General features: G+C 26.6%; 9 protein-coding genes and 1 other RNA gene. 3 read left to right on the forward strand and 7 right to left on the reverse strand.

Translation table 11 applies throughout. From position 1 onward, the window contains the following. Nucleotides 1-23: 23 nt before the first annotated feature. The 5 genes from CP965_RS01530 to mltG form a co-directional block, all read right to left on the reverse strand. Nucleotides 24-2204 carry a heavy metal translocating P-type ATPase gene (locus CP965_RS01530; protein ID WP_129060267.1) on the reverse strand — a complete coding sequence of 727 codons (2181 nt, stop codon included), beginning with the start codon at nucleotides 2202-2204 and terminating at the stop codon, nucleotides 24-26. An 11-nt stretch (nucleotides 2205-2215) separates the two neighbouring features. Then, on the reverse strand, nucleotides 2216-2506 hold the full coding sequence (locus CP965_RS01535; protein WP_129060268.1) for a heavy-metal-associated domain-containing protein: 291 nt from the start codon (nucleotides 2504-2506) through the stop codon (nucleotides 2216-2218). Nucleotides 2507-2561: 55 nt separating this feature from the next. Further along, nucleotides 2562-3509: a malate dehydrogenase gene (gene mdh, locus CP965_RS01540; RefSeq protein WP_129060269.1), complete on the reverse strand. Its 948-nt coding sequence runs from the start codon at nucleotides 3507-3509 to the stop codon at nucleotides 2562-2564. 75 nt (nucleotides 3510-3584) lie between these two features. Further along, nucleotides 3585-5777, reverse strand: coding sequence for an NADP-dependent isocitrate dehydrogenase (locus tag CP965_RS01545; RefSeq protein ID WP_129060270.1), 2193 nt, complete (start codon nucleotides 5775-5777; stop codon nucleotides 3585-3587). A gap of 121 nt (nucleotides 5778-5898) precedes the next feature. Next, nucleotides 5899-6999 (reverse strand): endolytic transglycosylase MltG, encoded by a 1101-nt coding sequence (mltG, locus tag CP965_RS01550; protein WP_323807959.1) that lies wholly within the window; start codon nucleotides 6997-6999, stop codon nucleotides 5899-5901. Nucleotides 7000-7108: 109 nt separating this feature from the next. Between mltG and CP965_RS01555 the strand changes: the two genes are divergently transcribed. Beyond that, nucleotides 7109-9853 (forward strand): YhdP family protein, encoded by a 2745-nt coding sequence (locus CP965_RS01555; RefSeq protein ID WP_164970976.1) that lies wholly within the window; start codon nucleotides 7109-7111, stop codon nucleotides 9851-9853. 19 nt (nucleotides 9854-9872) lie between these two features. Here the strand turns inward: CP965_RS01555 and CP965_RS01560 are convergent, their stop codons facing one another. Both CP965_RS01560 and secA read right to left on the reverse strand, forming a co-directional pair. Beyond that, nucleotides 9873-11078, reverse strand: a complete 1206-nt coding sequence (locus CP965_RS01560; protein ID WP_129060273.1) for an ABC transporter permease — start codon at nucleotides 11076-11078, stop codon at nucleotides 9873-9875. A 1-nt stretch (nucleotide 11079) separates the two neighbouring features. Beyond that, complete coding sequence (secA, locus tag CP965_RS01565) at nucleotides 11080-13698, reverse strand: preprotein translocase subunit SecA (RefSeq protein ID WP_129060274.1); 2619 nt, start codon at nucleotides 13696-13698, stop codon at nucleotides 11080-11082. Between the two features lie 95 nt (nucleotides 13699-13793). Between secA and lolA the strand changes: the two genes are divergently transcribed. Next, entirely contained in the window at nucleotides 13794-14321 is a 528-nt protein-coding gene (gene lolA, locus CP965_RS01570) for a LolA-like outer membrane lipoprotein chaperone (protein WP_129060275.1), read from the forward strand. Nucleotides 14322-14346: 25 nt separating this feature from the next. Next, nucleotides 14347-14669, forward strand: an RNA gene (gene rnpB / locus CP965_RS01575) — RNase P RNA component class A. The last annotated feature ends 7 nt before the right edge of the window (nucleotides 14670-14676 follow it).

Consider the following 14676-nt stretch of genomic DNA (forward strand, 5'->3'; position numbering starts at 1 on the left):
AAAGAAGAGAAATATCTCTTCTTTTAAATCTTTTTCATCTTTAATCTTAGTGAGTTTAAAACTACTGTAACTGAACTAAAACTCATTGCAATCCCTGCATATACAGGACTTAACATTAATCCATTAAAAGAGTATAAAATTCCTGCTGCTAAAGGAATTCCTATAATATTATAAATAAATGCCCAAAAAAGGTTTTGTTTTATTATTTTCATAGTTTGAAATGATAAGTTAATACTTTTTGTTATAGATAATAGCTCATTATTTACTAGTATTATATCTCCAGCATCTTTTGTAATATCAGAACCAGAATTTAAAGTAATACCTATATTAGCTTGTTTTATTGATAAAGCATCATTTACCCCATCACCTACAAACATAGTTTTACCTTCTTTTTGTATCTTTTTTATAATATTATATTTCTCTGTAGGAAGTACTTGACTATACACTTTTTCTATATTTAATTTATTAGCAATTTTATTTGCAGTTATATTATTATCTCCTGTTAATAAAATAGGCTTAATTTTTAATTCTTTTAGTTGAGTGATTAATTCTTTTGCATTTTCTTTTAATTTATCTTCTAAAGCAAAAGAACCAATTGATTCTTTATTTAAAGCAGCTAAGATAACACCATTTGCCATTTCTAATCTTTTATTATAAAAGTCTAAGTGATTTTTAGAAACTTGAACCATATTTTCATTAAGTAGTTGAATATTTCCAAGTATTATCTCATCTTCATTTATAATGGCTTTAATACCTTTACCTGGAATAATTTCAAAATCTTTTACTTGGTAAATTTCTTTATTAACTTTATTTTCTTCAATATATTTTACAATAGCTTGAGAAATAGGGTGTTCACTAAGTTTTTCTATATCATATATTTTATTTAAATATTTAGTTTCAATATCAGTTTTAGATACTATTATCTCACCTTTTGTTAAAGTTCCAGTTTTATCAAAAACTGCATACTTAATATCTTTAATAACTTCTAATATTTCAGGGTTTTTTATTAAAATACCTTCTTGTGCTCCTCTACTCACTGAACTTACAATAGCTATTGGTGTAGCAAGTCCTAATGCACAAGGGCAAGATACAATTAATACACTGATACTTGCCAATATAGCATTTTGGAAGTTTCCTAGTAAAGACCAAATTATAAAAGTTAAAATGGAGATTAAAATAACACTAGGTACAAAAATATTAGCTATTTTATCGGCAAATCTACTAATAGGAATCTGTTTACCTTGAGCCGTTTTTAATAACTCTATAATTTTTGATAAAGTTGTATTATCTGCTTGTTTTAAAACCTCTACAGTAATTACTGCATTTGTATTTAATGTTCCAGATAAAACTTCATCACCTTCTTGTTTTAAAATAGGTAAAGATTCTCCTGTTATCATTGACGTATTGATATCAGCTTTTCCTTTGATTATTTTACCATCAATAGGAATTTTTTCACCAGCTTTAACTAGAATTTTATCTGTAACTTTAAGTTTAGAAGGGGAAATTCTTTCTATCGTTTCATCTTCATTTATTAGATTTGCATATTCAGGAGTTAAAGACATAAGTTTTTTCAAAAAATCACTTGCTTTTTGTTTTGAACGCTCTTCTAAATATCTACCTAATAATACAAAAGAAATTATAACAGCAGCTCCATCAAAGTATAAAAATCTTAAGTTTTCAGGAAATAGTTGGGGTAAAAATAGTACAAATGTTGAATAAAAATAAGCAGCACTAGTTCCTAGTGCAACTAAAACATTCATATCATAATTTCTATTTTTTATTGATTTAAAGGCTGCTTTATAAAATCTACTTCCACTATAAAATTGTATAAAACTTGCAATAGCAAATACAATATATTTTTTTGTATTAGAATCAAAAAAATCAGTAAATGATAAAACAAAAATATAAATAGTAAGAAAAATTGAGATAAAAAAAGTTTCTTTTAATTTCTTAAACTCTTTTTCTTGAGTTTTTTCAAGTAGATTTAAATCTTTTGTTGCCTTATAACCTAAGTCCTCAATCTTGTGTATTATTTGTTTTTCTGAAATCTTTTCTGTATCAATTTTAAATTCTCCTTCACTTGAGGCAAAATTAACTTTGACACTTAAAATACCTTCTTTTTCTTTAAGAGAATTTTCAATTCCTTTAGAACAATTTACACAAGACATACCTGAAATATTCAGGTTTATTGTCTTTGTATTCATAACTTTAGAATCTATTTTGATGTTGCTACATTAAATTTCCCAACTGCACAAGATACAAAACTTTTTGCAGTTGCAGCAGCTTTATCAAAACCAGATAGTTCATCACTAACTAAAGGATAACCTAAACTTCTTAGTTTTAATTTTAATTTTTCTTCTTGACTCTCTTCTAAGTCTAGAGTAATTTTTCTTGGATTTACGTCTAAATCTACTTCAACGTTACCAAAGTCTTCCTTTAACGAGCTTATTAATGTATTTGCACAACCTCCACATTTAACATTGTGAACTTCATATGTTTTTTTCATAATATATTACCTTTAATATTTTTTTCATAATATCTAAGATGTGTGGAAAAATTGTTTAAATATTAAAAAACTTTTCCTCCAAAACATTTATTAATGTTTCTACAGATGAGATTGATTTTTTAAAAAGATTTTTTTCTTCTTCATTTAAATTTAACTCTATTACTTTTTCAACTCCCGTACTTCCTAACATAACAGGAACACCTCCTACCACATCTTTATATCCATATTCACCCTCTAAGTAAACGGCACAAGGGTATATCTTCTTTTTGTTATTTAGTATTGCTTCTACCATTAAAGAAGTAGCATAAGCTGGAGCATAATAAGCAGAACCTGATTCTAATAGTTTTACGATTTGTAAACCACCATTTTTTGTTTTTTCAATTATTTCGTTTATATCTTTTTCTGATAAAAGTTCAGGAATAGGAACGCCTGCAACAGTTGAATATTTTGGTAAAGGAACCATTGCATCACCATGACCTCCCATTACAGAAGATTCTATTTGTCCTGCCCCAAAGCCAATTTTTTCTAAAATAAAGTGGCTCATTCTTGCACTATCTAAAATACCTGCCATACCTAAAACTTGTCTTCTTGGAAAACCTGATGTTTTTAAAGCTGTATAAACCATTGCATCAAGAGGGTTTGATACAATAATTATAATTGCATTAGAGGCATATTTTTTAATGTCTTCTATAACTCCTTGCATAATTTTTGCATTTGTTAATAATAAATCATCTCTACTCATTCCAGGTTTTCTTGGAATCCCTGCTGTAATAACTACAATATCACTATTTTCTAAATCTTTACCATCTTTTGCGGCTTTTACCACTGTATGTGATTTTGCTGCATTTGCACTTTGTGAAATATCTAATGTCATAGCTTGAACAATATTTTCTCTAATATCTTTTAATACAACTTCTGTACACACTGCTTTGTGAGCAAGAGTATATGCTAAAGTAGAACCAACATGACCAACCCCAATAATACTTACTTTTTTATTTATCAAAGTAAATCCTTTCTTTTGTAGATATAAAAAAAGGCAAAGCCTAAGCTTTGCCTTTTTATTTTATAGAAATTTGTTTTAACCTATGATTGAATTTAATGTAGATGATGGTCTCATAGCTTGTGAAGCTTTTTCATCATCTGGTAAGTAATATCCACCAATATCTGATGGTTTACCATGGTTTGCTACTAATTCACTATTAATTTTATCTTCATTTTCTGCCATTGCTTTAGCAATTGGAGCAAATTCTGCAGCTAAATCAGTATCATCATTTTGTGCCGCTAATTCTTGTGCCCAATACATTGCTAAGTAGAAGTGTGAACCTCTATTATCTACTGAACCAAGTTTTCTTGAAGGTGATTTATCATTTTCTAAGAAAGTTCCTGTTGCTTTATCTAGTGTATTAGCTAAAACTCTAGCTTTTTCATTGTTTTGAGTATTTGCCAAGTGTTCAAATGAAGCAGCTAATGCCATAAATTCACCTAATGAATCCCATCTTAAATAAGACTCTTCAACAAATTGTTGAACGTGTTTAGGAGCAGAACCTCCTGCACCAGTTTCAAATAATCCTCCACCTTTCATTAATGGAACAATTGAAAGCATTTTAGCACTTGTTCCAAGTTCTAAAATTGGAAAAAGGTCAGTATTATAATCTCTTAAAACGTTACCTGTTACAGAAATAGTATCTAAACCTTTTCTCATTCTTTCTAAAGATTTTTTAGTTGCATCTAATGGAGACATAATAGAAATATCTAATCCTGTTGTATCATGGTCTTTTAAATATGTATTTACTTTTTTAATTAATTCAGCATCATGAGCTCTATTTTCATCTAACCAAAAAATTGCTGGAGTATCAGATAATTTTGCTCTTGTTACAGCAAGTTTAACCCAATCTTTAATTGGAGCATCTTTTGCTTGGCACATTCTGAAAATATCACCTTTATCAGCATCTAAAGTAAATACAGTTTCTCCTGCTTTGTTTGTAACAACAAATTTACCATCAGTTTGAGCTTGGAAAGTTTTATCATGAGAACCATATTCTTCAGCTTTTTTAGCCATTAAACCAACATTTGGAACAGTACCCATAGTTGTTGGATCTAATGCACCATTTTCTTTACAATCTTCAATAACAGCTTGGTAAGTAGTAGCATAACATCTATCTGGAATCATCGCTAAAGTATCTTCTTCTTTATCTTCAGCATTCCACATTTTACCACCACCTTTAATCATAGCTGGCATAGATGCATCAATAATAACATCAGATGGTACATGTAAGTTTGTAATCCCTTTAGCAGAATTTACCATTGCAAGTCTTGGTTGTTTTTCATAAATTGCAGCAATATCTGCTTCAATTTCTGCTTTTTTGTCTGCATCTATAGAATCTAATTTAGAATATAAGTCACCTAATCCATTATTGAAATTAACACCCAATTCATCAAATAATGCACCATGTTTTTCAATTAAATCTTTAAAAAATACTTTTACAGCAAATCCAAACATAATTGGATCAGATACTTTCATCATAGTAGCTTTTAGGTGTAATGATAATAGTACATCTTTTTGTTTAGCTTCATCAATTGATTTTTGATAAAACTCTTGTAAAGCTTTTGCAGACATTTTAGTTGCATCAATAACTTCACCAGCTTCTAACGGTAAAGAGTCTTTTAATACTTTTTCTTCTCCGTTTGAAGATACAAATTTAATTTGGAAGTTGTCTTCTGTTGCTAAAGTTGTAGAAACTTCTGAACCATAGAAATCATCTGCATCCATGTGTGCAACGTTTGTTTTTGAGTCTTTTGACCAAGTACCCATTCTATGTGGATTTTTCTTTGCATAATTTTTTACTGCTCCAGGAGCTCTTCTATCTGAATTTCCTTCTCTTAATACTGGATTAACAGCAGAACCTAAAATTTTAGCATATCTTGATGTAATTTCTTCAGATTCATCATAGTTAGGTACATTATAACCTTTTGATTGTAATTCAGCAATTGCAGCTTTTAATTGTGGAATAGAAGCTGAAATATTTGGTAGCTTGATAATATTTGCATTTGGATCTTGTGTCATATCACCAAGTTCTGCTAAAGCATCACCAATTTTTTGTTCTTCTTTTAAGTTTTCAGGAAAGTTTGCTAAAATTCTACCTGCTAATGAAATATCTTTTGTTACCATTTCTATACCAGAACTTTTTGTAAAAGCTTTGATAATTGGTAAAAATGAATATGTCGCTAAAGCAGGAGCTTCATCAACTTTCGTATATATGATTTTTGACATGTCTAATCCTAAATTTTAATTTTGAATAAGCCATATCATAGCACTATTTAAATTTATGATAAATGAAATCTTTATTTTAAATAATTAGGAAACTTCCATTGTTTCAATTTTTCACAAAAAATTATTTAACATTATTCCAAAGAGATTTTATAGATGAAGGTTTTTGCTTTGTTACATCTGTCTGCATAATTTTTTTAGCTTCTTTATCAAATTTATTTTCTACTTTTTTAACTTTTGTATATGTTTTTTTCGTATCTCTATTAATATTTATATTTCTAATATGTTCTTTATATGAACTTGTAAATTTATGTAAACCAGTAGAGTTGTCTCTTACAAAATATAAAAAATCACTTTTTACAGGAAAAATTGCAGCTTTAATTGCATTTAAACTTACTGCACAAACTGGGTTGTCAGGTAAACCTCTATTTTTATAAGTATTATAAGAACTATTGTCTTCTCTAATTTTTTGAGCAGTAACTTTTTGATGGGAATATTCACCATAGTTTAATGTTCCATCCATTTGTAAGGCCATCCCTTTTTTTAATCTATTATAGATAACACTTGAGACTAAAGGCATTTCATCAATACTTGCAGCTTCTTTTTGAATAATTGATGCCATAATAATATAGTAATACCATTTCTTTTTATCATAATACCCAAAAATCTTTTTTGAAAATTCTTCATACTGTTTATTAGTATTTGAAAATAAATAAAATAATAAATGGTCTTCTTTCATTCCATAAGGTAATGAGTATGTTTCAGCAAGTATATTCCCATCTTTTTTATAGGCATACTTATTATAAACTTCATGGAGCTTTTCTTCTGATAGATTAAATTTTTGGGCAATATCTTTGATGAAAAAATAAGATGTTTCCCCAGGAATTAGAGTAATTGTCTTTAGTGCTGCTTTTGAAGTTGTTAGTTTATATAAAAAGTCAGCTTTTTTCATATATTGTGATTTTAAATCAATCCAACCACTTTGAGGATAACCTAAAAAATTAATTATATATTTATCTACATTATTTAGTTCATAACCAGTTTTATTTAAATGTGATATAATACTTTTCGTACTGCCTTTAGGGATATATAAAACTTTTGTTGAAGTTAATGGTATATTTACGTAAAACAGTATGGCAATTATTGCTAAAAGGATAAACTCAATAATGCTAAAAGCTATTAAGCTACTTATTTTAATATTTCTATTTTTATTTTCTGTTCTCATTTTTCTCATTTTTTATGGGGTAAAGATTGACTCTTTTTCTTTTTCAAATATTTCAATTTCGAAATTGTATTTAAAATATGATAAAAAACTTATTTTAGAAGTAGATGATTTGCTTATAAATTATATTTCTTCTAATAAAAAATTAACAACTCAAGAATTAAAAGATGATTTTTTAGAAGTACCTAAACTTTTAAAATACTTTAGAAAAATAGATATAAAAAGACTAAAAGTTAAAGATAATGAATTTACAATATTAATAAATGAAAAAGAACTTTATGTAGATAATAAAGATATAAATCTATCTGCAAGTTTGGATTTTGTAAATGGAAAAATGAAAATGAATATTTATTCTATGTATTTTAAAAGTTTAAATTTGACTTTTTTTGGAGAAGCATTAGTTGAATCTTCAAAAAATAAAGTACTTTTTTCAGGATATTTCAATAAAGACAATAATATAAATGGAGAAATAAATTTAAAATCAGATGATAAATATTTAGATTTTTTTGTTAATACAACAAATTCTATTAAATCAATTTCTTTTTTAAAAGATTTCTTCAGACTTGATTCTATTGCAGAAAGTTGGATGTATGATAATGTAAAAGGAGATATAAACTTAAAATATTTATCTGGAAAAATCGATTTAGAAGAAAAAGAGCCAATTCCTTCTTCAATAAAAGGTAAAGCATATGTAGAAAATGCCCATATAAGGTTTAATAAAAAAGTAAAAACAGTAAATACTTCTAAACTAGAAATTAATTATGATAACGATACTTTATCTTTTAACTTGAATGAACCGAAATATGATAATAGTAAATTATATGGAAGCAGGGTATACATTAATAATTTGACAAGTCTAGATAAAGGTAGAGTTATTGTTGAATTAAAAAGTGACTCAATATTAAATGATGATATTTTAGAAATTCTTAAAGCTTATGAAATAAAACTACCTTTTAAACAAATTGATGGAGAAAATATTTCTTCCCTTCGTCTAGAAATACCATATTTAGCTTCAAAAAAAATGGAAATCATTGGAGATTTTTCTTTAAAAAATGCACATATTCAGTTAAATGATTTTAAAGTTTTTGTTAATCATGCAAATATTTCTTTGAAAAATAATATGGTTTCTATAAATAATTCTTTAATAAAATACAAAGATTTGGCAGAAGGAAAGTTATTTTTAAATATTGATACAAAAAAAATGTTAGCAAAAGGGAAAGTTGATTTTACTGATTTTGAAATAATATCAAATGAAAAGAATATTTTAAATTTATCAAATAAAGAAATACCTTTATCTATAGACTTCAATAACAATACAATTATTAATTTAGAAAACTTAAACTCTAAAATAGTAATTGATGAAAATAATTTAACTTTGAATATCCCTAATTTAGAAGATTTTTATGATTATTCTGAATTATTAAAAGACAGTGGGTTAGGTAAGGGTGATTTAAAAGTATCTATAAATAAAAATGATGAAATATTTTTTTCTACAAATTTAAAAGAGTTAGATTTTCCTTTTGAAAAAAATACAGAAAAAATTACTACTTTGTCTGCTAAAGGTAGAATTTTAGATGATATTATAACAATAAAAACAGATGATTCTGATATTGAAATTATTTTAGAAAAAGAAAAAAATCCCTTAATTAGACTTTCTAATATTGACTTATCTTTAGAGAAAGAAGAAGATAATACTTTAAATAAAGAATTTCTTAGTATAGATTTAGAATTAAATAATTCTTTTATAAAATTTGATGAAAAACATAAATATAAAACTCAATGGGCTAAAATCAATTTAAACAAGGAAATTATATCTTTTGAAGGTAAAGCTTTAGACGTAGATTTACCTTTAGCAAAAGGATTTAAGAAACTTTCTGAATTAACTTTAAAAGGTACATTTAAAGATAAAATATTAGAAATAAAAAGTAAAGATAATAAATTAGATTTTAAATATGACATAACAAAAGAAAAAATGTTTATGAATGTTCAAGAATACAATGTATTATATAATACAGATGATGCATTTTCTGAAGGAGAAAGAACATCTTATTATATTGATGGTAAAAATTCTAATATTATTATTAATGGTAAATATGTTGCAAAAGCAGAGACTTATAAATTTATTTTTGAAGAACATAAAACGGATGTAAAATTAAAATATAAAGAAACTGAGTTTAAATATCACGAAGATTTTGATGATAACTTAAATTTAGAAGCTATAAATATGAGTGATGACTTTTTAAATTCACTTATAAGTAAAGATATAATAAGTGGAGGAAGTGTTAACCTTAATGCTTATGGCAAAAATGGCTTTATAGAAGGAACAGCATTTATAAAAGAGAGTAAAATAAAAGATTTAGCTATTTTAAATAACTTATTAATGTTTATTAATACTTCTCCTGCTTTAATAAATCCTTTATTTGCAGTTCCGTCTGTAGTTGGAATGGCTACAGAAGGTGGATTTAACATAAATGGTTATAGAGTAACAGATGGAAGAATTGACTTTACCTATAACTTTGATAATAAATTGTTAAATATGTATAAAATATTTACAAAGGGTAATGGTATTGACTTTGAAGGTTTTGCAAATATAAACTTTAATTCTTCAAGGATAGACTCAGAACTTAAATTAATTTTCTTTAAAAGTTATAGTAAAGTTGTTGGGGCTATTCCTGTATTAAATTACTTATTTTTAGGAGATGAAAAGAGGGTTGATACTGAAGTGGAAATTTATGGAACTTTAGATGATCCAAAGTATAAAACAAATGTCGCAAGAGATGGAGTTAATGCACCTGTTAATTTTTTAAAAAGATTAATCAATTCTCCTATGAAGATAATAGACTCTTTATCTGAATAAAAAGAAATGAATAAGATTTTTATTCATTTCTTAAAACATCAATTACATCAATATTTGTAGCTTTCTTTGCTGGATAATATGAAGAAATCAAAACAATAAAACTTGCTCCAATAACAATTGATACAAAATCAATTATTGATAAATCAAGGGGAAGTTTAGAGGTTCCATAAACATCTGCTGGTAAAGATATTATTTCAAAAGTATCTAATAACCACATTCCAAAAAAACCTAAAAGAATACCTATTAGAATACCTGAAAATCCAATTATTGTTCCAAGTTTTAAAAAAATATTTTTAATTTCTTTTGTACTTGCTCCCATTGAAAGAAGTAGGGCTATCTCTTTTCTTCTACTCATAACAGTCATTAATAAAGAAGAGATAATATTTAATGAAGCAACTAAAATTATAAGCATTAAAACTATAAATAAAGCTTTTTTTTCCATTTCCATTGCTGCAAAAAAGTTTCCATTTTGTTGCCACCAACCAATAACCCCTGCACCTTGAGACAATAAAAAATCTTTAATATTTTTTATATCTTTCATTGCATTGTCAGAATAAACATGAATTCCATCATAAATATTATCGGGCTTTCTAAGAAGTGTTTGTAAGGCTTCTAATGAAGTATAAACATAAGTTTTATCATAAGCATGAAGACCTGATTTAAAATAGCCTTTATATGTAAATCTTTTTAATTTTGGCATCATTGAAAGACCACTTGGACTTAATGAAGTAAAATATAAAGTTGCTTTTTCTCTTGGAAGTAAATAAAGATTATCTTTTATTCCCTCTCCAATAATAATATCATACTTTTTTAAATCTAAATTTTTTATAGCTTTTTTATAAATAGAATTTATTTCAGCTTCTCTTTTTGAATCAACTCCAAAAATCATCCCTCCATTCATGTTTTCACCATTTTGTAATATTACTTGAGAACTTAAATATGGAGAAAACTTTAAAGAAGGAAACTGTTTTTCTAATGATTCTAATAGTTCTTTATTTACACTGTTTTGGAATTTTGGATAGATTGAAAGAGGGTAGTTCATTGTAAAAAGTTTATTTTCAAACTCTTTAGCTGTACCATTCATTATAGCCATTGTAATTATTAATACCATAACTCCAATAGCAACACCGATAAATGCTAAAATAGCACTTATCGAAATAAAAGGATTTTTCTTATCAAATTTTAGATATTTTTTAACAATAAAATTAACTAATTTTTTATTCAAACTAGTTTCCTACTACTAAACCTCTTTTAGGTCCACTTTTCCCACAACATTGTTTATATTTTTTACCACTTCCACAAGGACAAGGTGCATTTCTTGCTATCTTTTTTTCAGTTGAAAGAATTTGTTCCGTTTCAAGGTTTGTCATTGCACCTTCATTTGCTTCTTCCATTGCAGCTTTCATTTTTTCTAAAGCTTCTTGTTCTTTTCTTGCATCTTCTTGACTTTGAAGTTGTACAGTAAATAGAATCTTAATAATTTCATTTTTTATATTAGAAATTAATTCTATAAACATATTATATGATTCTTTTTTATATTCAACTAATGGATCTTTTTGATTATATCCTCTAAGTCCAATACCTGTTTTTAATGTATCCATTGAATATAAATGCTCTCTCCAAGCATTGTCTAAAATTTGTAAATATAAAATTCTTTCAATTTCACTTTTTTGCTCAGGTGCTGCAACACTCATTTTTTCTTCATAAACAGATTTAATTAGAGAAACTAGTTTTTCTTCTAATTCTGCATAGTTTTGTGCTTCAATATCTTCTTTTTCAACAATTAAATTTAGTTCTTCTTTAAATTTAGTAATTATAAATTCATAATTAAAGTCTTCTGCTGGCATACCATCTATTATCTCTGCATTTGCTAGAAGATTTTGAATGTATTCTAATCTATTTTCATCTAACTTAGAATTTATATCATAATCAGGATTTAGTAAGTCATTTCTAAAAGCATATATTACTTTTCTTTGTTCATTTGCAACATCATCATATTCAAGTAAATGTTTTCTACTTTCAAAGTGCATAGTTTCTACTTTTTTCTGTGCATTTTCTACAGCTCTTGTAACCATTCTTGATTCAATATGTTCACCTTCTTCTATACCAATTCTTTCCATTATTCCTTTAATTTTATCACTTCCAAAAATTCTAAGAAGATTATCTTCTAGAGATAAATAAAATTGAGATTCTCCTACATCACCTTGTCTTCCGGCTCTTCCTCTTAATTGGTTATCAATTCTTCTTGATTCATGTCTTTCTGTTCCTACAATTGCTAAACCACCTAAATCAAGAGTTTCTTTTGTAAGTTTGATATCAACTCCACGACCTGCCATATTTGTAGCAATTGTTACAGCTCCTTTTTGTCCTGCATCTGCAATAATTTTACCTTCTTTTTCATGTTGTTTTGCATTTAAAACTGTGTGAGGAATTTTTAATTTTGTTAATAATTTACTTAAATGTTCAGATTTTTCAATTGAGGCAGTACCTACAAGAACAGGTTGTCCTTTTTCATTATATTCTTTAATCTTTTTAGAAACTGCATCAAATTTCTCAATTTCACTTTTGAAGATTAAATCATTTTTATCAATTCTTTGAATTGGTACATTTGTTGGGATTGATACAACATCTAAGTTATAAATTTCTGCAAACTCTGTTGCTTCAGTTTGAGCTGTACCTGTCATACCTGCTAATTTATCATACATTCTAAAATAATTTTGGAAAGTAATATCTGCTAATGTTTGAGATTCTTCTTGTATAGCAACACCTTCTTTTGCTTCTAATGCTTGATGTAAACCTTCACTGAATCTTCTTCCTTCACTTAGTCTTCCTGTAAACTCATCAACTATAATTACTTCATTGTCTTTTACAACATAATCAACATCTTTTTCAAAAATATAATTTGATTTTAAAGCTTGATCTAGATTGTGTGATAACATTGCATTTTCAAGAGAATATAAATTATCTACATCAAATAATTTTTCTGCTTTTTCAATTCCTTGTTCTGTTAATAAAACAGAACGATTTTTTTCATCAACAGTAAAATCTCCTGTTGCATATGCTTTTTCAGAAGGATCTTTAGGTTCAAATAACTCACCTTTTTCAAGTTGCAAAGCAATATTGTTTGCTCTTACATAGTCTGTATTTTTATGATTTGTTGGTCCCGAAATAATTAGTGGTGTTCTTGCTTCATCAATTAAAATTGAGTCAACTTCATCTACTATAACAAAAAAATGTTCTCTTTGAACTTTTTCTTCAAGGTCATAATGCATATTGTCTCTTAAATAATCAAAACCAAATTCATTATTTGTTCCGTATGTAATATCTGCATTGTATTGTTCTTTTCTTAAGTCATCATCTTTTAAGTCCCCTGTTAAAGAACCAACTTGAAAACCAAGAAAATTATATAAAGGTTCAAGCTCTTGAGCATCTCTACTTGCTAAATAGTCATTTACTGTTACAACATGAACCCCTTTTCCTGTCATTGCATTTAAAACTACGGGTAAACTTGCAACTAGTGTTTTACCTTCACCCGTTTTCATTTCTGCAATTCTTCCATCATTTAGTACCATACCACCAATTAATTGAACATCATAATGTCTCATATTTAAAACTCTTTTACTAGCTTCTCTAGTAATGGCAAAAGAATCATTTAATACTTCATTTAAGGTTTTCTTTTCAGCTTGAACCTCTTCTTTCAGTATATTAAAACTATTTTGAAGTTCTTCATCACTCATTTTTTCATATTTTTCTTCTAGTTCAGTTATTAAACTGGCTCTTTTTTTATATTTTTTTACTTCTCTATCATTTGATGTGCCAAAAATACTTGAAAAAATATTAATCATAAAATAAAATCCTTTTTACCAAATAATTTATGTTGGATTAGTTTAATTTGGTATTAGTTATAATCTGACGATTATATAAAAAACAAGGTTAAATTATGGTTTATAAACTATGTATAGTTTTACTTATTACATTTTCAAATCTTTTTGCTCTTAATGAATTAGAAAAAATAAAAACTTTTAAAGCTACTTTTGAACAAATAGTTGAAAATTCTTCTTCAAATAAAATTATTTATAAAGGTAATGTTTTTATAAAAAATGATGGAAAAGTTTTATGGCAATACTTAACTCCAATTAAAAAAAATGTATATTTATTAAGAGATATTGTAGTTATAGATGAACCTGAATTAGAACAAGTTATTTATTCTCGATTAAAACAAGAAATAAATATTTTAAACTTATTAAAAAACTCTAAAAAAATAGATAAACAAACATACTCTTCAAAAATAGATGAAAGAGTTTATTTTATAAAAATCATAGAGGGAAAAATAGTTTCTTTGAAATTCAGTGATGAATTAGAGAATACTATTATGATAAAATTCTCATCAATAGAACAAAATATAGAATTAAGAAATGAAATTTTTAGATTTGTTCCACCTGAATATTATGATATTATAAAGAAATAAAGAAAAATTGGTTAGTATTCTTTCTTAGGTATAACAGACAATAGCTTGAGTTTTCAAGAGGAAAGTCTGGGCTGCAGTGAAGTATAGTTCCATTTAACAAATGGCTAGGGAAACCTAAGGGACAGTGCAACAGAGAGTAGACCGCCATTTATGGTAAGGGTGAAAGGGTAAGGTAAGAGCTTACCAGCATTTTAAGTAATTTTAATGGCTATGTAAACCCAACTAGCAGCAAGAAGAATATGGTAATAAACTTCACACTAATTGTTCTTCGCAAGATTGTTTAAGTAATTTAACAACTAGATAAATTATTGTTTAATACATAACCCAGCTTATAGTTATGCCTAAATTTAGACAC

It is taken from the genome of Halarcobacter mediterraneus (genome assembly GCF_004116625.1).
GTDB classification, from domain to species: Bacteria; Campylobacterota; Campylobacteria; order Campylobacterales; family Arcobacteraceae; genus Halarcobacter; species Halarcobacter mediterraneus.